At 66.9% G+C, this 23,914-nt stretch carries 30 protein-coding genes; 10 read left to right on the forward strand and 20 right to left on the reverse strand.

Features of this window, described 5'->3' with window-relative positions; translation table 11 throughout:
* From HZY97_RS06255 to HZY97_RS06310, 12 genes are all read right to left on the reverse strand, one after another.
* The gene (locus HZY97_RS06255) at nt 1–1,002 is read right to left on the reverse strand and encodes an NADPH:quinone oxidoreductase family protein (RefSeq protein ID WP_180141764.1); all 1,002 of its coding nucleotides are present in this window, start codon (nt 1,000–1,002) and stop codon (nt 1–3) included.
* On the reverse strand, nt 965–1,594 hold the full coding sequence (gene leuD, locus HZY97_RS06260; RefSeq protein WP_180141767.1) for a 3-isopropylmalate dehydratase small subunit: 630 nt from the start codon (nt 1,592–1,594) through the stop codon (nt 965–967). The genes HZY97_RS06255 and leuD overlap by 38 nt, the downstream gene beginning before the upstream one ends.
* A 146-nt stretch (nt 1,595–1,740) precedes the next feature.
* Entirely contained in the window at nt 1,741–3,183 is a 1,443-nt protein-coding gene (gene leuC / locus HZY97_RS06265) for a 3-isopropylmalate dehydratase large subunit (RefSeq protein ID WP_180141769.1), read from the reverse strand.
* Between the two features lie 80 nt (nt 3,184–3,263).
* Nucleotides 3,264–4,103, reverse strand: a complete 840-nt coding sequence (locus HZY97_RS06270; RefSeq protein WP_180141771.1) for a c-type cytochrome — start codon at nt 4,101–4,103, stop codon at nt 3,264–3,266.
* Between the two features lie 60 nt (nt 4,104–4,163).
* Nucleotides 4,164–5,006: a c-type cytochrome gene (locus HZY97_RS06275; protein WP_180141772.1), complete on the reverse strand. Its 843-nt coding sequence runs from the start codon at nt 5,004–5,006 to the stop codon at nt 4,164–4,166.
* A 61-nt stretch (nt 5,007–5,067) separates the two neighbouring features.
* Entirely contained in the window at nt 5,068–6,030 is a 963-nt protein-coding gene (locus HZY97_RS06280; RefSeq protein WP_180143105.1) for an NAD(P)-dependent oxidoreductase, read from the reverse strand.
* Nucleotides 6,031–6,103: 73 nt separating this feature from the next.
* Complete coding sequence (locus HZY97_RS06285; protein WP_180141774.1) at nt 6,104–6,790, reverse strand: ferritin-like domain-containing protein; 687 nt, start codon at nt 6,788–6,790, stop codon at nt 6,104–6,106.
* Nucleotides 6,791–6,857: 67 nt separating this feature from the next.
* Nucleotides 6,858–7,745 carry an alpha/beta hydrolase gene (locus tag HZY97_RS06290; protein WP_180141776.1) on the reverse strand — a complete coding sequence of 296 codons (888 nt, stop codon included), beginning with the start codon at nt 7,743–7,745 and terminating at the stop codon, nt 6,858–6,860.
* Entirely contained in the window at nt 7,745–8,392 is a 648-nt protein-coding gene (locus HZY97_RS06295) for a 3-oxoacid CoA-transferase subunit B (RefSeq protein WP_180141778.1), read from the reverse strand. The genes HZY97_RS06290 and HZY97_RS06295 overlap by 1 nt, the downstream gene beginning before the upstream one ends.
* Nucleotides 8,392–9,471, reverse strand: coding sequence for an HAD family acid phosphatase (locus tag HZY97_RS06300; RefSeq protein ID WP_257214939.1), 1,080 nt, complete (start codon nt 9,469–9,471; stop codon nt 8,392–8,394). The genes HZY97_RS06295 and HZY97_RS06300 overlap by 1 nt, the downstream gene beginning before the upstream one ends.
* The gene (locus tag HZY97_RS06305) at nt 9,468–10,175 is read right to left on the reverse strand and encodes a CoA transferase subunit A (protein WP_180141780.1); all 708 of its coding nucleotides are present in this window, start codon (nt 10,173–10,175) and stop codon (nt 9,468–9,470) included. Before HZY97_RS06305 ends, HZY97_RS06300 begins: the two co-directional genes overlap by 4 nt.
* Nucleotides 10,176–10,266: 91 nt before the next feature.
* The gene (locus HZY97_RS06310) at nt 10,267–10,542 is read right to left on the reverse strand and encodes a hypothetical protein (protein WP_180141782.1); all 276 of its coding nucleotides are present in this window, start codon (nt 10,540–10,542) and stop codon (nt 10,267–10,269) included.
* A 219-nt stretch (nt 10,543–10,761) separates the two neighbouring features.
* On the opposite strand from HZY97_RS06310, the gene HZY97_RS06315 reads away from it, so the two are divergent.
* The gene (locus HZY97_RS06315; RefSeq protein ID WP_180141798.1) at nt 10,762–11,280 is read left to right on the forward strand and encodes an outer membrane protein; all 519 of its coding nucleotides are present in this window, start codon (nt 10,762–10,764) and stop codon (nt 11,278–11,280) included.
* Nucleotides 11,281–11,366: 86 nt separating this feature from the next.
* Nucleotides 11,367–11,645 carry a DUF1294 domain-containing protein gene (locus HZY97_RS06320; protein WP_180141800.1) on the forward strand — a complete coding sequence of 93 codons (279 nt, stop codon included), beginning with the start codon at nt 11,367–11,369 and terminating at the stop codon, nt 11,643–11,645.
* On the opposite strand, the gene HZY97_RS06325 is transcribed toward HZY97_RS06320, so the two are convergent.
* A complete protein-coding gene (locus HZY97_RS06325) occupies nt 11,642–12,394 on the reverse strand; it encodes a glutathione S-transferase family protein (protein WP_180141802.1) in 753 nt (250 codons plus the stop codon). The two genes, HZY97_RS06320 and HZY97_RS06325, sit on opposite strands and share 4 nt — an antisense overlap.
* An 86-nt stretch (nt 12,395–12,480) precedes the next feature.
* Between HZY97_RS06325 and HZY97_RS06330 the strand changes: the two genes are divergently transcribed.
* The 3 genes from HZY97_RS06330 to HZY97_RS06340 all read left to right on the forward strand — a co-directional run bounded on the left by HZY97_RS06330 (nt 12,481) and on the right by HZY97_RS06340 (nt 15,359).
* A complete protein-coding gene (locus HZY97_RS06330) occupies nt 12,481–13,350 on the forward strand; it encodes an energy transducer TonB (RefSeq protein WP_180141804.1) in 870 nt (289 codons plus the stop codon).
* Nucleotides 13,351–13,394: 44 nt separating this feature from the next.
* The gene (locus HZY97_RS06335; RefSeq protein ID WP_180141806.1) at nt 13,395–15,047 is read left to right on the forward strand and encodes a thiamine pyrophosphate-binding protein; all 1,653 of its coding nucleotides are present in this window, start codon (nt 13,395–13,397) and stop codon (nt 15,045–15,047) included.
* 72 nt (nt 15,048–15,119) lie between these two features.
* Nucleotides 15,120–15,359 (forward strand): hypothetical protein, encoded by a 240-nt coding sequence (locus tag HZY97_RS06340; protein WP_180141808.1) that lies wholly within the window; start codon nt 15,120–15,122, stop codon nt 15,357–15,359.
* A 5-nt stretch (nt 15,360–15,364) separates the two neighbouring features.
* Here HZY97_RS06340 and HZY97_RS06345 read toward each other — a convergent pair whose 3' ends face one another.
* Nucleotides 15,365–15,853: a helix-turn-helix domain-containing protein gene (locus tag HZY97_RS06345; RefSeq protein WP_180141810.1), complete on the reverse strand. Its 489-nt coding sequence runs from the start codon at nt 15,851–15,853 to the stop codon at nt 15,365–15,367.
* Nucleotides 15,854–15,922: 69 nt separating this feature from the next.
* Here HZY97_RS06345 and HZY97_RS06350 point away from each other — a divergent pair, with 69 nt between their 5' ends.
* Nucleotides 15,923–16,729, forward strand: a complete 807-nt coding sequence (locus HZY97_RS06350; protein ID WP_180141812.1) for an SDR family oxidoreductase — start codon at nt 15,923–15,925, stop codon at nt 16,727–16,729.
* 32 nt (nt 16,730–16,761) lie between these two features.
* Here the strand turns inward: HZY97_RS06350 and HZY97_RS06355 are convergent, their stop codons facing one another.
* Entirely contained in the window at nt 16,762–17,445 is a 684-nt protein-coding gene (locus HZY97_RS06355) for an ankyrin repeat domain-containing protein (RefSeq protein ID WP_218942954.1), read from the reverse strand.
* Between the two features lie 86 nt (nt 17,446–17,531).
* Nucleotides 17,532–17,735 (reverse strand): CsbD family protein, encoded by a 204-nt coding sequence (locus HZY97_RS06360; protein WP_180141814.1) that lies wholly within the window; start codon nt 17,733–17,735, stop codon nt 17,532–17,534.
* Between the two features lie 79 nt (nt 17,736–17,814).
* Here HZY97_RS06360 and HZY97_RS06365 point away from each other — a divergent pair, with 79 nt between their 5' ends.
* The gene (locus tag HZY97_RS06365) at nt 17,815–18,423 is read left to right on the forward strand and encodes a trans-aconitate 2-methyltransferase (protein WP_180141816.1); all 609 of its coding nucleotides are present in this window, start codon (nt 17,815–17,817) and stop codon (nt 18,421–18,423) included.
* A gap of 54 nt (nt 18,424–18,477) precedes the next feature.
* On the opposite strand, the gene HZY97_RS06370 is transcribed toward HZY97_RS06365, so the two are convergent.
* Together HZY97_RS06370 and thiS are read right to left on the reverse strand one after the other, a co-directional pair.
* Complete coding sequence (locus HZY97_RS06370; RefSeq protein WP_180141818.1) at nt 18,478–19,257, reverse strand: alpha/beta hydrolase; 780 nt, start codon at nt 19,255–19,257, stop codon at nt 18,478–18,480.
* Nucleotides 19,257–20,261, reverse strand: a complete 1,005-nt coding sequence (gene thiS / locus HZY97_RS06375) for a sulfur carrier protein ThiS (RefSeq protein WP_180141820.1) — start codon at nt 20,259–20,261, stop codon at nt 19,257–19,259. Before thiS ends, HZY97_RS06370 begins: the two co-directional genes overlap by 1 nt.
* An 81-nt stretch (nt 20,262–20,342) precedes the next feature.
* On the opposite strand from thiS, the gene aroQ reads away from it, so the two are divergent.
* The 3 genes from aroQ to accC are packed head-to-tail and all read left to right on the forward strand — an operon-like array spanning nt 20,343 to nt 22,659.
* The gene (gene aroQ, locus HZY97_RS06380; RefSeq protein ID WP_180141822.1) at nt 20,343–20,777 is read left to right on the forward strand and encodes a type II 3-dehydroquinate dehydratase; all 435 of its coding nucleotides are present in this window, start codon (nt 20,343–20,345) and stop codon (nt 20,775–20,777) included.
* Between the two features lie 34 nt (nt 20,778–20,811).
* A complete protein-coding gene (gene accB, locus HZY97_RS06385; protein ID WP_180141824.1) occupies nt 20,812–21,297 on the forward strand; it encodes an acetyl-CoA carboxylase biotin carboxyl carrier protein in 486 nt (161 codons plus the stop codon).
* A gap of 6 nt (nt 21,298–21,303) precedes the next feature.
* The gene (accC, locus tag HZY97_RS06390; protein ID WP_180141826.1) at nt 21,304–22,659 is read left to right on the forward strand and encodes an acetyl-CoA carboxylase biotin carboxylase subunit; all 1,356 of its coding nucleotides are present in this window, start codon (nt 21,304–21,306) and stop codon (nt 22,657–22,659) included.
* Between the two features lie 53 nt (nt 22,660–22,712).
* Here accC and HZY97_RS06395 read toward each other — a convergent pair whose 3' ends face one another.
* Both HZY97_RS06395 and HZY97_RS06400 read right to left on the reverse strand, forming a co-directional pair.
* Nucleotides 22,713–23,033 (reverse strand): hypothetical protein, encoded by a 321-nt coding sequence (locus HZY97_RS06395; protein ID WP_180141828.1) that lies wholly within the window; start codon nt 23,031–23,033, stop codon nt 22,713–22,715.
* Nucleotides 23,030–23,899: a hypothetical protein gene (locus HZY97_RS06400; RefSeq protein ID WP_180141830.1), complete on the reverse strand. Its 870-nt coding sequence runs from the start codon at nt 23,897–23,899 to the stop codon at nt 23,030–23,032. Before HZY97_RS06400 ends, HZY97_RS06395 begins: the two co-directional genes overlap by 4 nt.
* Nucleotides 23,900–23,914: the final 15 nt, after the last annotated feature.

Consider the following 23,914-nt stretch of genomic DNA (forward strand, 5'->3'; position numbering starts at 1 on the left):
CTATTCCCCGATCGTCACCACGACCTTCCCGATCACTGCGCGCGCCGCCATCTTGGCGATCGCCTGGCCGGCATCGGCCAGCGGGAAGGTTTCGGTCACCTTGGGCGAAATCCGGCCTTCGGACCAGAGGCGGAAGAGCTGGCCGACATGCGCGGCATTCGCCTTGGGATCGCGCGCCGCAAAGGCGCCCCAGAACACGCCGCACACGTCGCAGCTCTTGAGCAGGGTCAGGTTGAGCGGCAGCTTCGGGATGCCCGCCGGGAAGCCGACCACCAGATAGCGCCCTTCCCAGCCAATCGACCGCAGCGCCGGCTCTGCATAGTCGCCGCCGACCGGATCGTAGATCACATCGGCGCCCTGCGGCCCGAGCACCGCCTTGAACTGCTCGGCCAGCGCCTTGGACTGGTCCTTGTCGAACGGCGCGCGACCATAGACCAAAGTCTCGTCCGCGCCCGCCGCCTTGGCCGCCGCAGCCTTCTCGTCGGAGGAAACAGCCGCGATCACGCGCGCGCCGAATGCCTTGCCGAGCTCGACCGCCGCGAGGCCCACGCCACCCGCGGCACCGAGCACCAGCAGATTATGCCCCTCGCGCAAATGCCCGCGATCGAGCAGTGCGTGGATCGTCGTCGCATAAGTAAGCAGCAGTGCGGCGCCTTCCTCGAAACTGCGGCCCTCGGGGAGGCGGAACAGCCGCACCGCCTCGATCGCCAGCTTCTCGACCAGCCCGCCATGGCCGGTAACTGCGATCACCCGGTCGCCCACCGCCCAGTCGGTCACGCCTTCGCCGACGCTCTCGATCACGCCGGCGATCTCGCCGCCCGGCGCGAAGGGCCGCGGCGGCTTGAACTGATACTTGTCCTCGATGATCAGGAAGTCGGGATAGTTGATCGCGCAGGCCTTCACGGCCACCACAACCTGCCCCTTGCCGGCCGCCGGATCGGCGACCTCTTCCAGGATTAGAGTGTCAGGTCCGCCCGGTTGCTTCGAGAGCAGTGCCTTCATTCGCCGTCTCCACCGCGACCCACGGGCGGCTTTGCGCCATCCCGGATTCGAATTTCGAAATCGCGGTATCTTGTGCCAGCGTCATGCCGATCTCGTCCAGCCCTTCCATCAGGCATTGGCGGCGGAAGGCGTCGAGTTCGAACGGAAAGCGATCCTGGAACGGCGTGGTGACGGTCATCGTCTCGAGATCGACGGTGATCTCGTCGGTCTTAGCCACTTCGACCAGCCGGTCGACGGCGTCCTGCGGCAGCACCACCGGCACGATGCCGTTCTTGAAGGCATTGCCCGAGAAGATGTCCGAGAAGCTCGGCGCAATCACCGCCTTGATGCCGAGGTCGGCGAGCGCCCAGGCGGCATGCTCGCGGCTCGATCCGCAGCCGAAATTGTCCCCGGCGACGAGCACGGGCGATCCAGCATAGCGCTCGTCGTCGAACACATTCCCCGGCTGCGCGCGCACGCTTTCGAACGCGCCCTTGCCCAGCCCTTCGCGCGTCGTGGTCTTCAGCCAGTGCGCGGGGATGATGATGTCGGTGTCGATATTCTTGGCGCCCCACGGATAGGCGCGCCCCTCGACCTTGCGAACGGCTTCCACTTTACACAACCTCCCCGATCAACGGGCGGCTGCGATCTCCGCCTTGGCTTCCACGACCTTGCCCGTCGCGGCATAGGCGGCCACCAGGCCGCTCAACACCGTGCCCGCGATCAATGCGATAAGTGCCCGCTTCACTGTACATCCCCTTACGCATCCTCCGACATCAGCTCCCTGACATCGGTGAGGCGTCCCCGGATCGCCGCTGCCGCCGCCATTGCGGGTGAAAGCAGGTGCGTCCGCGCCCCAGGACCTTGTCTTCCTACGAAATTTCGGTTCGAGGTGGAAGCACAACGTTCGCCGGCGGGGACCTTGTCCGGGTTCATCGCGAGACACATCGAGCAGCCGGGCTCGCGCCACTCGAAACCGGCCTCGAGGAAGATGCGGTCGAGCCCCTCAGCCTCGGCCTGCAGCTTGACCAGCCCCGAACCCGGCACGATCAGCGCCTGGCGAATGCGGTCGGCGACATGATGGCCCTTCACCACCGCGGCGGCGGCGCGCAGGTCCTCGATCCGGCTGTTGGTGCAGCTGCCGATGAAGACATGCTCGATCGGCACGTCCTCCATCCGCATGCCCGGCGTCAGGCCCATATAGTCGAGCGACTTCTGCGCCGCGACGCGCTTGGCCGGATCCTCGAAGCTCTCGGGATCGGGCACCGCGCCGGTGATCGCCACCACGTCCTCGGGGCTGGTACCCCAGGTGAGCGACGGGGCGATGTCGCTGGCCTGCAGGACCACGCTCTTGTCGTAGCGCGCGCCGGCATCGGTCGGCAGCGTCTTCCAATAAGCGAGTGCGCGCTCCCACGCCTCGCCCTTGGGCGCCATCGGCCGCCCATTGATATAGTCGAAGGTCGTCTGGTCGGGCGCGATCAGGCCCGAGCGTGCGCCGCCCTCGATCGACATGTTCGAGACCGTCAGCCGCCCCTCAATCGACATGGCGCGGATCACTTCGCCGGTGAACTCGATCACATAGCCGGTGCCGCCGGCCGCGCCGATCTTGCCGATGATCGCCAGCACCACGTCCTTGGGGCTGACCCCGAAGCCGAGCGTGCCGTCGACGCGGATCTCAAGCGTCTTGGAGGGCGAGAGCAGCAGGGTTTGCGTGGCGAGCACATGCTCGACCTCGCTGGTGCCGATGCCGAACGCCAGGGCGCCGAGCGCGCCGTGCGCGGAGGTGTGGCTGTCGCCGCAAACCAGCGTCGTGCCGGGGAGGGTGAACCCCTGTTCCGGGCCGATGACATGGACGATCCCCTGCCGCGTATCGAGCGCGTCGATATAGGGCACGCCGAACTCGGCGACGTTGGTGCGCAGCGCCGCAAGCTGGCTCGCGCTCGCCGGATCGGCGATCGGCAGTGCGTGCCCCGCGGCATCGACCCGCGCCGTGGTCGGCAGATTATGATCGGGAACCGCGAGCGTAAGATCCGGGCGGCGTACCGGCCGCCCCGCCGCGCGCAGGCCGGCAAAGGCCTGGGGGCTGGTCACCTCATGGACCAGGTGGCGGTCGATATAGATCAGGCAGGTGCCATCGTCCCGGCGCTCGACCACATGGTCGGCCCAGATCTTCTCGTAAAGGGTACGCGGTTGCTCGGTCATGATCTGGGCGCTCTAATCGATTCTTGCGCGAGAGCAAGCCTATCAGCAACTTTCCGTCGCACCGTTGAACGATCTGCGCGTCACTTGCCGGCCATCTGCTTGTCCGCTTCGCCCTTCAAATAGGTCTGCAGCGCGGCGATTTCATCATCGCTCAGCGCGTGCAGCGATTCCTTGGCGACACCGCTCATCAGCCCGAGGTTCGGCTTGCTCATCCCGACACCCGTGCGCAGCAGCTTCTTGAACGCCGCCGCGTCATAGCTCGCGGCCATCGGCGCCAGCGCAGGCGCAGTCTCGCCCTCCACGGTGTTGGTCTTGTCGAGCAGATGGCAATCGGCGCAGATCGACTTGTAGAAATAGCGGCCCACGTCCGCCGGGCGATGCACCTCGGCCACCGTCTCGGGGTGCACGCTCGACTTGAAGCCCCCGGTCAGGATCCCGAAGCGCGGCATCGGCCCGAACGACGTGTCGGCCAGCGAGTCCTTCGGACCAGGCTTCAACGTGCGCAGCCAGGCGATGATCTTGGCGAGATCGTCATCGGCAAGGTTGCGGTGCGCGCCCGTCGACATGATGAACAGCGCGCTGCCGTCCCTCTTCACGCCGTGGCGGATCAGGCGGACCAGTTCATCGTCGGAATAACTGGCGATTTTCCGGGCGATCGCCGGCGGGGCAATCGTGCCGCCGAGCAGATCCTTCGACCACACCAGCCCCTCGCTGTTCGGCCCGTGGCAGCCGCGGCACCCTTCGATTGTCGCCAGCCGCCCGCCCTCGGCGATCGAGGCGGCATCCCTGGGAATATCGATATGCGCGAGCGGCACGGCATGGCTGCGCCCGATCACCCATTGCGAGCCGCCATACAGCACCGCCATCAGCACCAGCACGATAGCAACCAGCGCCCCCAGGACGCGACCCACGATCCGCATTGCACTTCCCCCGGTTTCCCGGGCGGAATGCATAGCATCGTTACGCGCCCGCCACGAAGCCTATTTGGCCGCGGCCTTCTCCGCCTCGCCCTTCAGATAGGCGTGCAGCGCGGCGACCTCGTCATCGGTAAGGTGCGACAGATCGCCCTTGGCGACGCGCGCCATCAGCCCCAGATCGCGCGGCGACATGCCGACGCCGGTGTGCAGGAGCTTGCGAAAGGCAGGCAGGTCATAGGCCGGTGCGCTCTCGAGCAGCGGCGGCACGCGCCGGCCATCGTCATGCGCCTTGCGCGGCTCGGTCAGCGAATGGCAGCCGGCGCACACCGTATTGGCGATATAGCCGCCGATCTCGGCGGGACGCTTCGCCACCGCCATCGGCTTCTCGATCACTTCCTGTTTGAGCCCGCCGGTGAGGATGCCCAGCCGGCCGAGCGGGCCGAAGCTCAGCGTGTCGGTGCGGTCGGCGGCGGAGGGCTTGAGCGTGCGGATCCAGCCGATGATCCGCGCGACATCCTCGTCGGCGATGCGGGCATGGCCCTCGATCGGCATGATGTAGACGCCCTGGCCGTTGCGCTTGACCCCGTGATGGATCAGCCGCGCCAGTTCGGCGTCGGAGTAATTCGCGGCGACGCGCGCCAGCGACGGCGTCGCAGCATGGATCACGCCCGGCACTTCGGCGAGCAGCACGCCATTGCCGTTCGGGCCGTGGCAGCCGCGGCATCCCATCGCCGATGCGATCCGCCCGCCCTCGGCCACGCCGGCCGGCGAGCGATCCGCGACGATGCTGGGCAGCGCCACGGCGTGGTTCTTGCGGATCGCCCATTCGGACCCGCCATAGATCACCGCCAGCGCGAGGCAGGCGACAGTAACGAGCACCAGCAGCCCGCGAACGATCCAGCGCATTCTTCAAATTCCCCAAGGTTCGAATGTGTCACGCCACTTCACACAATCGGAACCTCGGCAATCACGCCGCGTCCAAACCCTCTTTCGGCGAGATGTAAGCCGGATCATGCGCGAAAGGCAGTGGCCTCCCCGCGCGCAACGCATCCAGAACTTCAGCGAACCCGGTTTCACACCGAAAGCCGAGTCTCCGCTCAGCATGACCGGCGTCGTACACGCGACCGATGCTGCGCGGAAGTTCCCACCCCTGCGCACGGTATAACTTCGTTGCATCGGCGAAATGGCGAGTGATTACTGCCACGGCGTCGCGTTTTAGTTCGGCGCACTCGTCGCGCGTGAACGGCGTCGGCGCCGAGACGATGAAACTGTCGAAGCCGATCTCGGGCGCCTTCTCCAGCGCGATCAGATGCGCGCGGGCGGCATCCTCCACGGTCAGCCGGCGATGGAGAAGTTCGTTCGCCTTCATATTTTCGCCGGAGAGCGCACGGTGGGTGTCGTCCTCCTCGGGAAAGAAGCGGCTGGTGCGCAGCACGACGCAGTTGAGCCCGTCGTTCAGCCAGGCCAGCCGGCAAAGCTGCTCGCCGGCGAGCTTGGTGACACCGTAGATGTTGCGCGGCTCGAGCGGGCCGGATGCCTCATCGAGCCACACGGCGGCGGCGCCCGCCTCGTCGCGGATCGCCTGGCTGATCATCAACGAGGTGGTCGAAGTGAAGACGAACCGGTCATGCCCAGCTTTGGTGGCGGCCTCGAGCAGGTTGAGCGTGCCGGTGGCGTTGACGTCGATGAACGCCTGGGCCGGGTAGCGGGCGATGTCCGGCTTGTGCAGCGCGCCGCCGTGGATGACGGCCTCGATCCCCCGCTCGGCGAAGACGCGGTCGACCAGCGCGCGGTCAGCGACCGATCCGAGAATGTCGGTATCCGCGCCCTGGGCGACGTCGAGGCCGGTCACTTCGTGGCCATTCGCACGCAGCAGAGGCGCAAGGAAGCGGCCGAGCCAGCCGGAGGAGCCTGTCAGGAGGATATGCATGGGGACGAAATAGCCGAGGCGGGCCGGCAAGAAAACTCCCCTCCCCGGACGGGAGGGGAACTGAAAGGATCGGTTACGCCGCCAGCACCGGCACCGGCGAAGCCCGCACCTCGGCCGGCTCATCCGCATCCTGCCAATCCGTCCGCCGCTTCACCCAGGGATTGAGGAACAGCGCCGGCAGCTTGAGGAACAGCAGCTCGGAATGGATGAACGTGTCGATCCCCCGCTCCCACCATTTGGAATCGCGCTTGCCGTTGGCCCGCAGCCAGCCCTCATAGGGCGCCCAGTGGCTCGGCTCATCCTTCTCGATGATCCGGAAGATCTTCATCAGCACCTTGTCGCCGGTGACGAGCGGGTGCTTGAGCAGGATCTCGACCTGCTTGTGCCCGCGCTGCTCGGTGAGCGAGATCACCCGGCAGAGCTTCTCGAACTCGTCGTCCTCGGCGATGATCTTGTTGGTGTCGAGCTCGTCGATCGTCCGGCGGAACATGATCTCGACGAACCGGTCGATATGCCCGCAGGTCCGGTCGACCTGGAGGGGCATTTTGCCCTGCAGCTCGAACCACCGCTTGAACATGACGTAGTGCTTGCGCTCGTCGGCGCGGTGCTTCTCGATATCGGCGATCAGCTGGTGATCGTCCGGCGCACGCGCCTTCACGGCCTCGAGCACCCGGTCAATGCTCGTATAACCGCGATGCTCGTTATAGATGTAGATGGAGCCCAGCAGGTCCAAATAGCGGCGGCGAAACCAGGCTAACATACGGTTAGGCTTACGCGTTTGCGCAGACCTTCGCCAATTAATTCGAGTCCATGCTGCGATGCGGCATCTACCGAGGCTCGAGCGCAGCGTTCAGGAACGCCACGCTGTCCGCGAGCGTCGGCCCCTTGCCGCGAAACGGTACGGACAGCGCCATCACCACCTCCTCATGCGTCAGCCCGGGGTAGTTTTTGAGCGTCACCGCCGCGCCCGCCGCATGCAGCCTGGCAGCAAGGTTGATGGCGTTCCTGGGCCGCACCTCGGTGTCGCCGCCCGACGTGACGAGCAGCAGCGGCGGCGCGTCGGCGCGCGCGAAATGGATCGGCTGGGTCATCGCCGGATCGGCCACGCCCTGCATCGCATCGATCGAACGCTTCGCGGTGAAGGGATAGAAGTCATACGGTCCCGACAGCCCCACGCCCGCCCGCACGATTGCCGGGTCCACCCCTTCCGCCTTCAACCAGCGCTGGTCGAGCGCCAGCATCGCCACGGTATAGGCGCCGGCGGAATGGCCCGCGAGCGCGATCCGGCCCGGATCACCGCCGAATTCGGCAATGTGATCGCGCGTCCATTTCACGGCCTGCGCACCGTCCTGGAGAAAGGCCGGGAAGCGCACGCCCGGTACCTTGCGATAGTCGGGCACCACGACGACGAAGCCAGCCTTGGCAAAGGCGCGGGCGGCAAAGGCATAGGCGCGGCGATCGCCCTTCACCCAGCCGCCGCCATACCAGAAGATCAGGACGGGCCGCGGAACATGGGAATCGGCGGGGTCACGCCAGATGTCGAGCGTCTGGCCATGCGTCCCGAACGGGACCGCGCTGCCCGCAAGCACCACCTCGTCCCCGCCACCCATGGCAGCGTCCGCCAGCGACAACAGACCCGGCGGCGAGACGAATATCGCCAATGCGCCACCCGCGAGCACCAGCGCCAGCGCGGCGCCCGCGGCCCAGCGCCACATCAGGCAGTGGCCAGCGCTTCGTACTTCGCCGTGGTCTTCTCCGCGACTTCCGCCTCGCTCACGCCCGGCGCCAGCTCGATCAGGCGGAAGGGCGAGTTGTGATCCGCCCGCTGGAACACCGCGAGATCGGTGATGATCATGTCGACGACATTCTTGCCGGTGAGCGGCAGGCTGCAGCCCGGCACGAACTTCGGCGCGCCGTCCTTGGAGTTGTGCTCCATCACCACGATGATCTTCTTCACGCCGGCGACGAGGTCCATCGCGCCGCCCATGCCCTTGATCATCTTGCCGGGGATCATCCAGTTGGCGATGTCGCCGGTCTCGCTGATCTCCATCGCGCCGAGCACGGTCAGGTCGATATGCCCGCCGCGGATCATCGCGAAGCTCTGCTCCGAGCCGAAATAGACCGACTGGGGCAGCTCGCTGATTGTTTGCTTGCCGGCATTGATCAGATCGGGATCCTCTTCGCCCTCATAGGGGAAGGGCCCGATGCCGAGCATGCCGTTCTCGGACTGGAGCGTCACTTCGACGCCCGCCGGGATGTGGTTCGCCACCAGCGTGGGAATGCCGATGCCCAGATTGACGTAGAAGCCGTCCTGCAGCTCCGTCGCGGCGCGCGCCGCCATCTCGTCGCGGGTCCAGGCCATTACTTCTTCTCCTCGGCCGGATCGGCCCATTGCTTGTCCTTGGGGAACACCTCGTCCATCCCGCCCTTCAGGCCCGAGCCGTAGACCGGGTTGGGCAGGATGAACCAGCCATGCCCCCAGAGCGGCGCGATCAGCGTGTTGCCGGTGGTATTGCGCCGCGCCGGCGTCGACAGGTCCTTGCTATTGAACAGGTCGCTGAAATCGCCCAGCTGGTCCCCGCCCATCGCGACGATGCAGTAGCGTTCGGCAATCTTCCAGCGCCGCTCGTCCTTGCCGCTCGGGGCATTGTCGTCGCGCAGGATCAGCGTGTCGCCCAGCGTCACCGGGCCGAGACCTGCCTTGTCCAGCGCCTCGATCGTGAACGCCGCGGTGCTCGCCGAGCGATTGCTGTTGTAGATCACCGTGATGCCGTCGCCACGGATCGCGGCGATTGTCTCGGCAGCGCCGGGCACCGCCTCCACCTTGTCGGCGCCGGTCTGTTCCCAGCGCGTCCAGCGGCCCTGATCATAGCCCGGGCCGCGCCGCGCGGCATCGCTCTCGAAGCCGAGGTTGAGCAGCACGGTCTCGTCCACGTCGAACACCACCGCCATCGGTCGCTTCCCGCACGCCTCGAACTTGGGCGAGATCAGCGTCGAATCGCGCGTCATCACCACCGAGCTGACCTGGCTCTTGTCGCGACGGAAACGCAGGTCATTGTGGATATAGCTCCACAGTGCCGCATAGGCCTGAAGGCTCAGCGCCGATCCCTCGCCCGAGCCGTAGAGGAACTGCATCTCCGGCGGCACACTGCCGGGCGCAGGTGCAGGCGTGGATGCCGGCGCCGCGGCTACCGGCGCGCTGCCTGGTGCCGGTAGCGCAGGGAGGCTGGTGACCTGCACCTTCTGGCCGTCCTCGGTCGTATAGACCTGGCCCGGCTTCGGCGCAGGGGCGGGCTGCTGGCGCTTGGCCTTCTTCTCCCCTTTGTCCTGCCGCGCCTTGAGCACGCCCGCCGCAGCCGCGATCGGCACGGCGGCGGCAATGCAGCCCGAAAGGCTGGTCGCGGCGAGCGCCAGGCCCGCTATCGCCAGCGCGCGGTTCATGCCGTCTCGCGCGGCCGGGTGGTACGGAACTCGATCTTCTTGTCGTAGGGGCTGCCCACGATCAGCCGGTTCACATAGATACCCGGCAGATGGATCTGGTCGGGATCGAGGCTGCCCACCGGCACCACTTCCTCGACCTCGGCGACGCAGACCTTGCCCGCCGTCGCCATCGGCTGGTTGAAGTTGCGTGCGGTCTTGCGGAAGATCAGGTTGCCGCTCTCATCGGCCTTCCAGCCCTTGATGATCGACAGGTCGCTGCGGATGCCGCGCTCGAGGATATAGTCCTCGCCGTCGAAGCTCTTCACTTCCTTGCCCTCGGCGACCAGCGTGCCGACGCCGGTCTTGGTGTAGAAGCCCGGGATGCCCGCCCCGCCCGCGCGGCAGCGCTCGGCCAGCGTGCCCTGGGGGCAGAATTCCACCTCGAGCTCGCCGCTCAGATACTGCCGCTCGAATTCCTTGTTCTCGCCGACATAGGACGAGATCATCTTCTTGACCTGGCGGGTGCGCAGCAGCTTGCCCAGCCCCTCGCCGTCGATGCCGGCATTGTTGCTGGCGATGGTCAGGCCGGTGGTCCCGGCATCGCGGATCGCGTCGATCAGCCGCTCGGGAATCCCGCTCAGGCCGAAACCGCCCGCGCAGATCGTCATCCCGTCGAACAGCAGCCCTTCCAGCGCTGCCTCGGCGTTGGGGTAGAGCTTCTTCATCGGCGATTCTCTCCTGACTTCGCCGCGGGCGATAGTCCGCCGCGCGCGGCGCGGTCAAGCGAACCTGAACCGACTTTCAACTTCCGCGCTATCAGGGGTCATAGGGCCAGGGGTTCGAGCGCGAGCGCGAACCCTGGCGGAGCAGCTCCTCATTGGGTTCGCCCTCGGTCGGCACATAGCGCCCCTGCCCCGCGTCCCACCGCTCGGTCGGCGGTCGGTGGCGCTCTTCCTGCTCAGCGCGGCGGCGGCTTTCGGCGGCGGTGTGCGAATTGACCCGGCGCATCTGGCGCCACATCGCGCGCATCAACAGGAAGGTGAGGCCAAAGACGATGGCCACCCCGGCGAACGGCAAGACGATTTCCCCCATGGGCGCCATGCTAGCGAGGCCATCGCACATCGCAAGCGGGCCCCGGCAAGCATTCGCTCCAATATGAACAGAACATGATCAAGCGCGGCGGTGTGGCACGATCGCAACACGCCCGGATTGTAATCAAAATGCCATATTGCACTGCGGAATCGAGCGCCTACGTAGAAGCCCGGATGGCCATCCGAACCTGAGTAAATAAGTCCAAAGGTAGGAAAACAAATGCGAATTCTCGCAACGACCGCGCTCGCCCTCGTGGCAGCCACCGCCGCCCCCGCTTTCGCGCAGGACAGCGCCGCGCCGTTCAACGGCCCGCGCATCGAAGCCGAAGCCGGCGTGGATCATGTCGGCGCCGACGGCTATGGCCGCTCGGGCTTCGTCTATGGCGGTGCGGTTGGCTATGACAAGCAGTTCAACAACGTCGTGATCGGCGCCGATGCCGAGATCACCGGCGCGACCACCAAGGACGGCGGCGTGGAAGCCGGCCGTGACCTCTATGTCGGCGGCCGTGCAGGCGTCGTCGTCGCTGGCTCGACCCTGGTGTACGGCAAGGCCGGCTACACCAACGCGCGCCTCAGCCTCGGCAATAACGGCATCAACAATGACGGCTACCGTCTGGGTGCCGGCGTCGAGCAGAACTTCGGCCGCTTCTTCGGCAAGGTCGAGTATCGCTACTCGCGCTACGAGAAGATCGACCTGAACCGCGACCAGGTCGTCGCGGGCCTCGGCGTCCGCTTCTAAGCGAACCGAAGATCCGGACAGCAAGGGGGCCGCGCGGGCAATCGCGCGGCCCTTTTGCTTTGCCCGCCTCTCTGCAATATCGCCCGATGCTCCTCGCCGCCCTTGCCTGGGCCATCCTGATCAACCTGTGGACGCTGCTGCGCTTCTGGCAAGACAAGCGCCGCGCGATCGCCGGTGCGCGCCGCATTCCCGAAGCCCGGCTTCTCCGCCTAGCCGCACTGGGTGGCACCCCGGCGGCCTATGCCGCGCGCAGCCTGTTCCGCCACAAGACGCGGAAACAGCCCTTCTCGCTCTATCTTTTACTGATCGCGCTCGCGCAGACCGGCCTGGCGACCGGCCTGCTGATCCTGAGCACCCGCCCCTAGCCGGCCGGCCCGTCGTCCAGCATGATCGAGCGGTGCGGCTCGCGCCCGCCATAGCTGTGCTCGGCCACCGTCGCCCCCGCCGCCCGCAGCGCATCGGGCCGGTCGACCGAACGCACGCCGACGATCGCCGCCTCGAACTTCATCGTCCCCGCGAACGCCGGCACCGCCTGCGTCCGCGCGATCCATGCGGCGGTGCGCGGCCAGCGTCCGGCGTCGATTTCGAACCCGGCAAGCGACGCGTTGCGGAAGAAGCAGGCATAACTGAAGTCCGCGGTGCAGACATGGTCGAACAGGAAGCCGTCCGCCGGCGCCCGCGCCTCGATCCAGTCGAGCGCTTCGGGCAGGTCCTGCGTCGTCACTTGCTCGATCAGCGCATGATCAATCTCGCGCTTCCACACATAGGGAACGATCGTCTTCTGGTAGAACAGCCGCCAGATGATCAGGTCGCCCAACCGGCTGTCGGCAAACTCCTCCATCCAGCGCGCCTTGGCGCGATCGGCGGCGCCCTTCGGCATCAGCGGCGGCTCGGGCCAGCGCTCATCGACATATTCGGCGATCACGGTCGAATCGTTGAGCACCAGGTCGCCGTCGATCAGCACCGGAATGCGGCGCAGCGGGCTGACCTCGGTGAACGCATCGGTGCCGAAGAACGGCACGATCGGATCCAGTTCGTACTCCACGCCCTTGTGATCGAGCGCGACGAATACCTTGCGGGCATAGGGCGACACGTGATTGCCGATGATCAGCATGACTTCCTCCGGCGCGCAGGCCTAACGATCCGCTTCGGTTCCGTCGAGCTGTTGACCGTTACGGAGCCGACACGCATCTTCCCGCCATGCGCCATCTCGCCCAAGCCCTTTTGGCTCTGACCGCTCTCTGTACCAGCACTCCCGCGATGGCGCAGGTCTCCGCGCTGGAGCCTCACCGCAATGCGCAGGGATGCTGGCTGGAGCCCGTGTCGGACGAACCCGAGGGCACAAGCGCCGCCTTCGGCATCGATCTCAGCGGCAAATACTGGATCCGGATCAGCACTCCACACTGGCCCTTTGCCCATGGCGTCACCTATCCGATCGTCGTGCGTGGCGCGTTCCAGCCGTTCGATGAGCGCACCGCCGCGTTCCAGCCGGTCAGCCCGGACAAGCCGGTACAGGCCGAGGGGCGCGGCTTCGTGGATTCCAATGGCCGGCACGGTATCCGCATTTCCAACGAAACCAATCTGATGCCGGCAAGCTGGGACCCAGGCCTGGCGCTGTATCGGGAAGGCGAGGCCGCGCCGTTCCTCATGATGCCCAATGGCTATCGCGACAATTCGTCCAGCCTCCGCGCTTGTCTGATGAAGCTTGCGCGTGCCGATCGCGGCTCGGGCAAGCCGGTCGTCCGGCCGGTGCAGCATGGCACTGCCTATATCTCCATGGACGATTATCCCGCCGCCGCCATTCGCGCCAACGAACAGGGATCGACCAGTGTGCGGCTTACGATCTCGGCACATGGATTTCCGAGCGACTGCGCGGTTATCCAGTCGAGCGGCAGCGCATCGCTCGACAAGGCGACCTGCCTGCTGATCCAGCGCCGCACCCACTTCAGTCCCGCGCGCGATGCCACGGGGCAGCCGACCGAGGGCAGCGTTGACATGGGCTTCGATTGGGTGATGCCGGAGCTCCACGGCATGACGGTGGCATTACCTAAACCTATACGCCAACAATGATCAGGCGGGTTGGTCCCGCCGCCTTGCCTCGCTAGACAGGCCCCATGACCGCGAAACGCACCGGGGGCCGGATCCTCGTCGACAATCTGGTGGCACAGGGCTGCGACCGTATCTTCCATGTGCCGGGCGAGAGCTTCCTTGCCGTGCTCGACGCGCTGCACGACGTACCGGCGATCGACGTCGTCACCTGCCGCCAGGAGGGCGGAGTCGGCTTCATGGCCTGTGCCGACGGCGCGATGACGCAGCGCCCCGGCGTCGCCTTCGTCACCCGCGGTCCGGGCGCGACCAACGCCGCGATCGGCGTCCATGTCGCAATGCAGGATTCGCAGCCGATGATCCTGTTCATCGGCGATGTCGACCGCGGCATGCGCGATCGCGAGGGTTTCCAGGAAGTCGATTTCCCCGCGATGTTCGCCCCGCTCGCCAAATGGGCGACGCGGATCGAGGACGCGCGCCGCATCCCCGAATATGTCGCCCGCGCCTTCGCTGTCGCCAGTTCGGGCCGGCCGGGTCCGGTCGTGATCGCGCTGCCCGAGGACATGCTGTGCGATGTCGTTGAGGCGGTGGATCGCCCCGAACTCGCCCCGCCACTCCAGGCGCCCGACGCCTATGACCTCGACCAGATGTTCGAGATGCTGGGCGCCGCCAAGCGCCCGATGGCGATCGTCGGCGGTGCCGGCTGGGATGCCGAGGCCGGCGACGACTTCGCCCGCTTCGCCGAGCGTATCGCCCTCCCCGTCGCCGGCGCCTTCCGCCGCCAGGATGCGATCCCGAACAACTCGCCGGTCTGGGCCGGCAATCTCGGCTATGGCCCCAACCCCAAGCTCGTCCAGCGGGTCAAGGATGCCGATCTGCTGCTGGTCGTCGGCGCCCGCCTCGGCGAGGCGACCACCGATGGCTATACGCTGATCACCCCCGATCATCCGGGCCAGACGATCATCCACGTCCACCCCGATCCCAATGAGCTCAACCGCACCTATCTGGCCGACCTGCCGATCTGCGCGCGCCCGTTCGAATTCGCGGTGGCACTGGCGGCGGAGGAGGAAGTCGAGCTGCCCAGCTTCGACGCCGAAGCCGCGCATGCCGAATGGCTCGAATGGTCCACGCCCAAGCCGCGTAACGGCGTGGCGCTCGATCTCGGCCAGTGCGTCGCGGCGATGCGCGCGGCGATGCCGGCGGACACGATCATCTGCAACGGCGCCGGCAATTTCTCGAGCTGGTGGCACCGCTACTGGCCCTATGCCGCCCAGCCGAGCCAGCTCGCCCCCACCGCCGGCGCGATGGGCTATGGCGTCCCCGCCGCAGTGGCCGCCGCGATCCGCTTCCCCGATCGCGCCGTGGTCGCGCTCGCCGGCGACGGCGACTTCATGATGAACGGCCAGGAGCTCGCCACCGCCGTCCAGCATGACGCCGACCTGATCGTCCTCGTGATCGACAATTCGACCTACGGCACGATCCGCATGCACCAGGAGCGCGAATATCCCGCGCGCCTGTCGGGCACGACGCTGCGCAATCCCGATTTCGCCGCGCTCGCCCGCGCTTATGGCGGCTGGGCCGAGACGGTGGAGACGACGGCGCAATTCGCACCCGCGCTCGACCGCGCGCTCGAGCAGAGCGGACTGCGTCTGCTCCACCTGAAAACCGACATCGAGTTCATCACGCCGGGCCTCACCGTCTCGGGGCTGCGCGGCAAATAATCCTGTCCGAACGCGGCTTTGGCTGCCCTGCCCCCGCTATAAAGGAGGCAGGGCAATCGAAGAGGCTGAATAATGCGCTGGCGGCACCTGCACGTCGGACAGAAGGGCGACCGTCTGACCATCCAGAACCACCGGGTCTGGCAGGAAGAGTGGCGCTGGCTCAACGCCGAGACCGTGCGCCTGCCCGATCCGCTCGTCGGGTCTGACATCCTGTCGTACATGATCTGCGAGATCGGCCCGCGGACCAAGCCCACACGCTTCGCCGCCGTGAAGCTGCAGAGCGACCTCTGGAGCTTCTACGTTCCGGACTGATCGGCTCAGTCGAGCAGCCAGCCGCGCTTGGCCGGCGCGCCTGAAACCAGCGGATCATCCGGCTGCGCCACGCGCAGCTTCGCCCCCGCCAGCGGCTTGCCGGTAAGCCGATCCACCACCACCGGCTCAACCAAAGTCTCGGTCTCGGTATCGACCAGCCGGCTGGTGCCGCCCGCGCCATTGTGGCGCCGGCCCCATTCGCCGATCACGTGCAGCACGGGCAGGAAGTCCCGGCCCGCATCGCTCAGCACATATTCGTCGCGCGGTGGCCGCTCACTGTAGCGCCGTTTCACCACCAGCCCCGCCTCGCCCAGCGCGCGCAGCCGCGCGGTGAGGATGTTCGGCGCAATTCCCAGGCTCACCCGCAATTCCTCGAACCGGCTGAGCCCGAGCGACAGGTCGCGCAGGATCAGCATGCTCCACGCGTCCCCGACCTTGGCGAGCCCGCGGGCGACCGGGCAACAGGTCAGCGAATTTTCTTTCTCGATGTCCATTGCATAATGATAGTGAGTTCCTATTAAAATGCAAGCGACTCGATCTCCGGGCCGCACCGGAGACGATCCATGAGCAATTCCACCCTCGGCACCGCCCTTGTCACCGGCGCCTCCACCGGCATCGGCGCTGTCTATGCCGACCGTCTGGCCAAGCGTGGCCATGACCTGATCCTCGTTGCACGCGATGCCACCCGCATGCAGGCGCTCGCCGACCGCCTGATCGCCGAGACCGGCGTCGGCATCGAAGTCCTTCCCGCCGACCTCACCGATGGCGACGATCTCGACCGCGTGGCGAAGCGCCTCGCTAGCGACCCGGCCATCACCCTGCTCGTCAACAATGCCGGCATGTCGCTGAACGGCGGGCTGCTCGACAACGAAGCCCCGGCGATCGAGCGGCTGATCGCGCTCAACATCACCGCCCCCGCGCTGCTCGCCTCGGCGGCAGGCAAGGCGTTCAAGGCGCGCGGCAAGGGCGCGATCATCAACATCGCCTCGGTCCTCGCCTTCGCGCCCGAGATGTTCGACGGCACCTATTCGGGCACCAAGGCCTTCCTGCTCAATCTCTCGCTCTCGCTTGCCGCGGAACTCGAGCCGCTCGGCGCGCGCGTCCAGGCCGTGCTCCCCGGCGCCACCCGCACCGAGATCTGGGAGCGTTCGGGCAAGGATGTCGACAGCTTCCCGCCCGAGATGGTGATGGGGGTCGACGACCTGGTCGATGCGGCCCTCGCCGGCTTCGACAAGGGCGAGACCGTGACGATCCCACCGCTCGCCGACGAGGAGTTGTACACCGCGTACAATGACGCCCGTCTGGCGATGGGCCCGCATCTCTCCAAGCGCGACGTCGCGCCGCGCTATCGCGAGCTGGTGGCGGCGTAACCTGGAAACTCCCCTCCCTCCGGGGAGGGGAACTAGGAAGCCAACCCCTCCGCAATCCCCTTCCACACCGCATCGCGCTTGCGCCACAGCATCTCGACCACCGTCCGCCCCTCGGCATCGGGCACATCCCCCCGCGCCCCGGCGCGCACGAACATCGCGAAATGCTCCGCCGCGCTGCCCTTCGCGAGCATCAGGTGCAGTGCGGTGCGGCCCTTCTTGTCCTGCGCATTCGGGTTCGCCCCACCGAGCAGCAATTCCTCCGCCGGGCCGAACTTGCTCCACCCCACCGCGCCGAGCAGCGGCGTGTCGCCCCGGTCCGCGCCTTCCTCGATATCCGCGCCATGCTCGAGCAGCAGCCGGATCGTCGCGCGATCCTCGTTCCAGGCCGCGGCGAACAGGGAGTAGTTCGGGTTACAGCCAAGCGTCAGCAGATGCTCGGCCAGTGCGAAATTCTGCCCCCGCGCCACTGCGAACCACAAGGGCGTCGCCCGCCACGTGCCTTCGGTGAACGCCGCATCGTCCAGCCCGAGCCCCAGTCCGAGCAGCAAATCCGCCATCGCGACCGGCGTGCCCGGCACCGAACAGGCGAGATGCAGCCAGCCGCGCCCGCGCTCGTCGCGATGCCCGAGCAGTTCGGGCCTCTCCGCCAGCCCCGCACGCACTTCGTCCACCCGCTGCCCGCGCACGCTTTCCGTGAGGCTGGTCTTCGAAACCATGGCCGCATCCTAAGCCGAAACCGCGCACAAACGAAGGGCCGCCCCGGTCTCCCGAGACGGCCCCATGCCTTGCCGGCACGTAGCGCCTAGATGTCGTCGCCGAGCGCGCCCTTCACCTTGCCGATGAACTGCTCACCCTTGCCCTTCATCTCCTGGGCCTTGCCTTCGGCATCGAGCTTGTCGTCGGCATGCGTACGCTGCGGATCGGCGGGATCGCCCGCCATCGCCTGCTTCGCCTTGCCAACCATCTCGTTGACATTGCCCTTGATCTTGTCGGTAAGTTCACCCATGATTTCAAACTCCTAGCCGCGGATTGGCGCTTGGCCGCGCTTGTGATCCGTTCGACTGAAACAACGGTCCGCGCTGGAAATGGGTTCCGTCATGCCGGATCGGATTGCCGAACATTATGAGCGCCATGCGCACGCCTTTGATGACGCGCGGCGCAAGGCGTTCGTCGAGCGCGGCTGGCTGGACCGCTTTCTGCTCGGGGTCGCGAAGGGCGCGCCGATCCTCGACCTGGGTTGCGGCGCGGGCGAGCCGATCGCGCGCTATCTCCACGATCACCGCCATCCGATCACCGGCGTCGACGCGTCGGAGAAGATGATCGCGCTATGCCGCACCCGCTTCCCGCGCGAGCGCTGGATCGTCGGCGACATGCGCCGCGTCGCGCTCGACGGCATGTACGGCGGCATTCTCCTCTGGGACAGCGGCTTCCATCTGCCCGCCGATGACCAGCTCGCGCTGATCGAGCGGCTGGCGAAGTGGCTCTCCCCCGGCGGCGCAATGCTGTTCAACACGGGCGGGGAGCGCGGCACCGCGATGGGCGAACAGTTCGGCGAGGAACTCTACCACGCCAGCGCCGACCCGGCGGAATATCGCGCGGTGTTCGCGCGGACCGGGCTGTTTGAGGTCGCGTACAAGCCGGAGGACCCGGCGGCAGGCGGGCGTTCGGTGTGGCTGGTCCGCAAGCCGCATTAGCCATCGTCATCCCCGCGAAGGCGGGGATCCAGGGTAAGTTCGTGAGAGCGCCGTCTAAGGCGCCACCTTCTGCAAGAACGCGATCACCGCCGCCCAGGCCGGCTCGGCGCCATCCTTGTTCTTCGCGCGCAGCAGCGTCGAGGAGCCATGCACCCCGCCCTGCTTGGGCACGAACTGTTCCTTCGCCCCCGGCACCGCGGCGAGGATGTCGCGCGCCGCGTCGATCTCATGCCCGTCCTGCGCCGAAGTCACGAACACCGGCGCCCGCACCTTGGCCGCCGAACGCGCCACCAGGGTCTTGTCGTCGAAATATTCGCCCGGCGAGAACGCCATCACCGCCCGCACCGCGCCCGGATGCTCGGCCGCGAGCAGGAACACCAGGGAGGCCGAATAGCTGCTGCCCCACAGGATCACCGGCAGCTTCTTCGCCTCGGCCCAGGCCAGCGCCGCTTCGAGATCGGGCTTGGCCGCCAAATATTCCGCCGCAGTCGCGACATGCCCCTTCGCCACGCCCAGACCGCGCGCCGTCTCGTTGCCGCCGAACAGGTCCCCGCCCGCCCGCTGGTCGATCCGCAGCGAGCTATAGCCCCAGGTCGCCAGCCGGGGCGCGATCGTCGCGTACTCGTCCTTGCCCGATTCGGCCTGGTGGAAGAGCAGGATCAGCGCCTTGGGCTTCTCCACGCTCGTGTAGACGCCGGCCACCTTCACTCCGTCGGCCGCGGTAAGCGCAACCGGCTCTGCCGACATCGCCCGGGTTTCCTTGGGGACGTTCGGCGGCTTGGGATGGCACGAGGAGAGCGCAAGCAGCACGAGCGCGGCAGCCGCGCTCCGCATCAGATCAGGCCCGCCAGCGGGCTCGACGGATCGGCATAGCGCCGCTTGGCCATCCGCCCGGCGCGATAGGAAAGCCGCCCGGCCTCTACCGCCGCCTTCATCGCCGCCGCCATCAGGATGGGATCCTTGGCCTCGGCGATCGCGGTGTTCATCAGGATGCCGTCGCAGCCGAGCTCCATGCCCACTGCCGCATCGCTCGCCGAGCCGACGCCGGCATCGACCAGCACGGGCACCTTGGCGCCCTCGACGATCAGCCGGATCGTCACCTGGTTCTGGATGCCCAGCCCCGAACCGATCGGCGCCCCCAGCGGCATGATCGCCACCGCGCCGACATCCTCCAGCCGCTTGGCGGCGATGGGATCGTCGACGCAATAGACCATCGGCTTGAAACCTTCCTTGGCGAGGATTTCCGTCGCGCGCAGCGTCTCGACCATGTCCGGGTAAAGCGTCCGCGCCTCGCCGAGCACTTCCAGTTTCACCAGCTCCCAGCCGCCCGCCTCGCGCGCCAGCCGCAGCGTGCGGATCGCCGACTCGGCATCGAAGCAGCCCGCGGTGTTGGGCAGATAGGTTATCTTCTTGGGGTCGATATAGTCGGTGAGCATCGGCGCCTTGGGGTCGCTGACGTTCACGCGGCGCACCGCCACCGTGACGATCTCGGCACCGCTCGCCGCGACTGCTGCGGCATTCTGCTCGAAATCCTTATACTTGCCGGTGCCGACGATCAGCCGCGAGCGGAAGGTCTTGCCGGCAACGGTCCAGCTATCTTCGTCGACGGGCTTACCGTGGTCGCCACCGCCGACGAAGTGAACGATCTCCAGCTCGTCGCCATCCTCGACGATCACCTGGTCCAGCGTCGAGCGCGGAACCACTTCGAAATTGCGCTCCACCGCCAGCTTGGCGGGCACCAGGCCCAGTTCTTCGGCCAGCTGCGTGATGGTCAGGCCGGCCGTCACGCGCTTGTGCTCGCCGTTTACGGTGATGGAGACGGTGCCGTCGCTGTGCATGAACTGTCCTTGGATATTTGATCGGGAGCGCGGGCTCATATAGGGAAGCCGCTCCCGCGCCCGCAACCGAAAGGCTAGGCCTTGGCCGATACGATCTACGTCCTCAACGGTCCCAACCTGAATCTGCTGGGGCTGCGCGAGCCGGAGATCTACGGTTCGGACACGCTCGACGACATCGCCGGCCGCATGGAAGACCGTGCCAAGGAGCTCGGGCTCGAGATCGACCTGCGCCAGTCCAACCATGAAGGCCATCTGATCGACTGGATGCACGAGGCGCAGGCACGCGGCGCCAAGGCCGTGCTGCTCAATGCCGGCGCTTTCACCCATACCAGCCTGGCGCTCTACGACGCGATCCGCGCGATCAAGACGCCGGTCATCGAAGTCCATATCTCCAACCCGCTTGCCCGGGAGGAGTATCGCCACCACAGCTATGTCGGCATGGCCGCCAAGGGAACCATCGCCGGTTTCGGGGCGCTATCCTACATGCTTGCGCTTGAAGCCGCCGCGCTCCTCTGACAAAGGGCGCGGTTTCATCGGAAGACGAGATCAAATGGCAGATAAGAACGACAAGACGGGCGCCATGCAGGTTGATATCGAGCTGGTGCGCCAGCTCGCCGCGGTGCTCGACGAAACCAATTTGACCGAAATCGAAGTCGAGGATGCCGATCGCAAGGTCCGCGTCGCGCGCACCGTGCAGGCCGCGCCCGCGATGATGCAGGCCCCGATGGCTGCGCCGTACGCGGCCGCGCCGGTTGCCGCGCCCGCTGCCGCTCCGGCCGCCGAGGCTGCGCCCGTTGCCGCGCTGAATTCGGTCAAGTCGCCGATGGTCGGCACCGTCTACCTCGCGCCCAATCCCGAAGCGGCGAATTTCATCGCCGTCGGCCAGCAGGTGAAGGCCGGCGACACGCTGGTGATCATCGAGGCGATGAAGGTGATGAACCCGATCCACGCCACCTCGGCCGGCACGGTCAAGGCGATCCTGGTCGACAACGGCCAGCCGGTCGAGTTCGACCAGCCCCTCGTGGTCGTCGAGTAAATCCAAGTGCCCGAGATCAAGAAGCTCCTGATCGCCAATCGCGGCGAGATCGCGCTGCGCATCCATCGTGCCTGCCACGAGATGGGCATCAAGACCGTCGCGGTACACTCCACCGCCGATTCGGACGCGATGCATGTGCGTCTCGCCGACGAGGCGATCTGCATCGGACCGCCGGCCGCGTCCGAGAGCTATCTGAAGATCGACCGGATCATCGCCGCCGCCGAGATCTCGGGCGCCGATGCGATCCACCCGGGCTATGGCTTCCTCTCGGAGAACGCCAAGTTCGCCGAGATCGTCGAGGCGCACGGCATCATCTTCGTCGGGCCCAAGCCCGAGCATATCCGCACGATGGGCGACAAGATCGAGGCGAAGCGCACCGCCGGCGCGCTCGGCCTGCCGCTCGTCCCCGGTTCCGACGGCGCGATCAGCGATGTCGAGGAAGCCAAGCTGATCGCCGAGGCCGCGGGCTATCCGGTGATCATCAAGGCGGCTTCCGGCGGCGGTGGCCGCGGCATGAAGGTCGTCACCAACCCCGCCGATCTCGAAGCGCAGATGCTCCAGGCGGGCAGCGAGGCGAAGGCCGCGTTCGGCGACGCCACCGTCTATCTCGAAAAATATCTCGGCAACCCGCGCCACATCGAAGTGCAGGTGTTCGGCGACGGCGAAGGCAACGCGATCCATCTCGGCGAGCGTGACTGCTCGCTCCAGCGCCGCCACCAGAAGGTGCTCGAGGAAGCTCCCTCGCCCGTCCTCTCCGCCGAGGATCGCGCCCGCATCGGCGGTGTCTGCGCCAAGGCGATGGCCGACATGGGCTATCGCGGCGCCGGCACGATCGAGTTCCTGTGGGAAAACGGCGAGTTCTACTTCATCGAGATGAATACCCGCCTGCAGGTGGAGCATCCGGTGACCGAGGCGATTACCGGCCTCGACCTCGTCCGTGAACAGATCCGCGTCGCGGAGGGCCATGGCCTCACGCTGCGTCAGGAAGACGTCCAGTTCCGCGGCCATGCGATCGAGTGCCGCATCAACGCCGAGGACCCGCGCACTTTCGCCCCCTCGCCGGGTCTGGTGAAGGGCTATCACGCGCCGGGCGGGATGAACGTCCGCGTCGATTCGGGCCTCTATGCCGGCTACAAGGTGCCGCCCTACTACGACTCGATGATCGCCAAGCTGATCGTCTACGGCACCACCCGGGCCGGTGCGCTCCGCCGCCTGCGCCGCGCGCTGGAAGAGTTCGTGATCGACGGGATGAAGACCACCATCCCGCTCCATCAGGCGCTGCTCGACGACCCCGACTTCCAGAAGGGCGACTATACGATCAAGTGGCTCGAGGAGTGGCTGGCGCGGCAGGACGAAGCCTGATCCGCGACACGGGAACCAGGAAAGGGCGAGGCTGCGGCCTCGCCCTTTTCGTTTCAGGCGAGCAGGTCGATCACGCCGTCGACGATGCCGAGGATGTTCTTCACCGCACCGATCACGTTGGCGAGCCCTTCGATGTCGCGGATCGCGTCGCCGACTTCCTCGGTCGCCGCCTTGAGCGCATCCTGGTGCGCCGCGAGTTGCGCGGTGCCGGTGCTGAACAGCAGCGAGTTGAGCATCTGCACCCGGTGGTTGATCTCCAGTATCTGGAGATAGAGCCGGTCGCTGTCCGCCGCGGTGGCGTTGTTCATCTGCGTGCGCAGCGTCTCGCGCAGGCTGCGCAGCTGCGTGGCAAGTGCCTCAAGATCCCCCATCACTTGTCCCCCGCCTTCGCGTCTTCGCGCGCCTGCTTCACATAGCCGTTGATCTGGCCGATCCAGTAATAGGTGCCCCCCGGACTGCCCTTGGCCGCCGCCGAATGCGCCTCGCCGATCGCGACGAGCGCGCGGCGCAGCCGTTCGAGGCGGTCGCGATAGGCCTGGCGCTCGTCGAGCAGCTTGCCATAGCTCACCAGCAACGGGCTGCGCGCGGCATCGGGCGCCGTGAGCACCGCGCCGAAGCTGTGCTCGACGCCGATCAGCAGCCCCGCCCAATGCTCGTCCACCATCGCGCGCAGCGTACCCGGCCGCGACTCGGGCCCGCCGACCAGTTCGGCCAGCCCGCCCATCAGCGCGCGGAATTCGGGGTCGGTGCGGCGCATCACGTCCTGCGCCTTCTTCTCCGCCGCGGCCTGGACCAGCGCCCCGCCGAGATTGGCGAACAGCCCCACCGCCTCGTTCGGGATCTTCACTCCGAAATTGGGGCTCTGCAGCGCCTCGCCGACGCCCTGCAGATCCTCGGTGATCGCGGCCGAACGCTTGGTGTCGACCAGGTCCTGGATGCCGCCCAGATATTTATCGACCCCGTCGAAGATCGCGTTCCAGCGCGCCGCGGTCTCGGGCGTGATCACCGGGGCGAAGGCTTCCTCGCTCGGCCGCGCCTTCTGCGCGAGCAGCAAGGTGATCACATCGTCGCGTTGTGCCGCGTTGATCTCGCCGAATACCTTCTCGGTCTCCGCGTCGGCGGCGGTCGCGCTGGCACGGATCGCGCCCACGCCCGTCGTCAGCACCGCGCCCTGCGTCGCGCAGGCGCTGAGCGCGAGCAGCATCCCGGCAAGCAGCAGATTCTTGAATCGGGTCGCCATCCTGTTCCCCCCAGC

Source organism: Sphingomonas sp. R-74633 (genome assembly GCF_013416555.1).
GTDB lineage: Bacteria > Pseudomonadota > Alphaproteobacteria > Sphingomonadales > Sphingomonadaceae > Sphingomonas.

Coding starts and splice junctions, on each gene's coding strand:
- HZY97_RS06315 (WP_180141798.1), top strand. CDS start 10,762: ATGCGAATTCTCGCAACGACCGCGCTCGCCCTCGTGGCAGCCACCGCC.
- HZY97_RS06320 (WP_180141800.1), top strand. CDS start 11,367: ATGCTCCTCGCCGCCCTTGCCTGGGCCATCCTGATCAACCTGTGGACG.
- HZY97_RS06255 (WP_180141764.1), bottom strand. CDS start 1,002: ATGAAGGCACTGCTCTCGAAGCAACCGGGCGGACCTGACACTCTAATC.
- HZY97_RS06280 (WP_180143105.1), bottom strand. CDS start 6,030: ATGCATATCCTCCTGACAGGCTCCTCCGGCTGGCTCGGCCGCTTCCTT.
- HZY97_RS06270 (WP_180141771.1), bottom strand. CDS start 4,103: ATGCGGATCGTGGGTCGCGTCCTGGGGGCGCTGGTTGCTATCGTGCTG.
- HZY97_RS06355 (WP_218942954.1), bottom strand. CDS start 17,445: ATGGTTTCGAAGACCAGCCTCACGGAAAGCGTGCGCGGGCAGCGGGTG.
- HZY97_RS06325 (WP_180141802.1), bottom strand. CDS start 12,394: ATGCTGATCATCGGCAATCACGTGTCGCCCTATGCCCGCAAGGTATTC.
- HZY97_RS06330 (WP_180141804.1), top strand. CDS start 12,481: ATGCGCCATCTCGCCCAAGCCCTTTTGGCTCTGACCGCTCTCTGTACC.
- HZY97_RS06400 (WP_180141830.1), bottom strand. CDS start 23,899: ATGGCGACCCGATTCAAGAATCTGCTGCTTGCCGGGATGCTGCTCGCG.
- HZY97_RS06275 (WP_180141772.1), bottom strand. CDS start 5,006: ATGCGCTGGATCGTTCGCGGGCTGCTGGTGCTCGTTACTGTCGCCTGC.
- leuC (WP_180141769.1), bottom strand. CDS start 3,183: ATGACCGAGCAACCGCGTACCCTTTACGAGAAGATCTGGGCCGACCAT.
- HZY97_RS06300 (WP_257214939.1), bottom strand. CDS start 9,471: ATGAACCGCGCGCTGGCGATAGCGGGCCTGGCGCTCGCCGCGACCAGC.
- HZY97_RS06295 (WP_180141778.1), bottom strand. CDS start 8,392: ATGGCCTGGACCCGCGACGAGATGGCGGCGCGCGCCGCGACGGAGCTG.
- HZY97_RS06305 (WP_180141780.1), bottom strand. CDS start 10,175: ATGAAGAAGCTCTACCCCAACGCCGAGGCAGCGCTGGAAGGGCTGCTG.
- HZY97_RS06310 (WP_180141782.1), bottom strand. CDS start 10,542: ATGGGGGAAATCGTCTTGCCGTTCGCCGGGGTGGCCATCGTCTTTGGC.
- HZY97_RS06345 (WP_180141810.1), bottom strand. CDS start 15,853: ATGGACATCGAGAAAGAAAATTCGCTGACCTGTTGCCCGGTCGCCCGC.
- accB (WP_180141824.1), top strand. CDS start 20,812: ATGGCAGATAAGAACGACAAGACGGGCGCCATGCAGGTTGATATCGAG.
- HZY97_RS06290 (WP_180141776.1), bottom strand. CDS start 7,745: ATGTGGCGCTGGGCCGCGGGCGCCGCGCTGGCGCTGGTGCTCGCGGGT.
- HZY97_RS06350 (WP_180141812.1), top strand. CDS start 15,923: ATGAGCAATTCCACCCTCGGCACCGCCCTTGTCACCGGCGCCTCCACC.
- HZY97_RS06340 (WP_180141808.1), top strand. CDS start 15,120: ATGCGCTGGCGGCACCTGCACGTCGGACAGAAGGGCGACCGTCTGACC.
- HZY97_RS06285 (WP_180141774.1), bottom strand. CDS start 6,790: ATGTTAGCCTGGTTTCGCCGCCGCTATTTGGACCTGCTGGGCTCCATC.
- HZY97_RS06365 (WP_180141816.1), top strand. CDS start 17,815: ATGGGTTCCGTCATGCCGGATCGGATTGCCGAACATTATGAGCGCCAT.
- HZY97_RS06335 (WP_180141806.1), top strand. CDS start 13,395: ATGACCGCGAAACGCACCGGGGGCCGGATCCTCGTCGACAATCTGGTG.
- thiS (WP_180141820.1), bottom strand. CDS start 20,261: ATGCACAGCGACGGCACCGTCTCCATCACCGTAAACGGCGAGCACAAG.
- HZY97_RS06370 (WP_180141818.1), bottom strand. CDS start 19,257: ATGCGGAGCGCGGCTGCCGCGCTCGTGCTGCTTGCGCTCTCCTCGTGC.
- HZY97_RS06360 (WP_180141814.1), bottom strand. CDS start 17,735: ATGGGTGAACTTACCGACAAGATCAAGGGCAATGTCAACGAGATGGTT.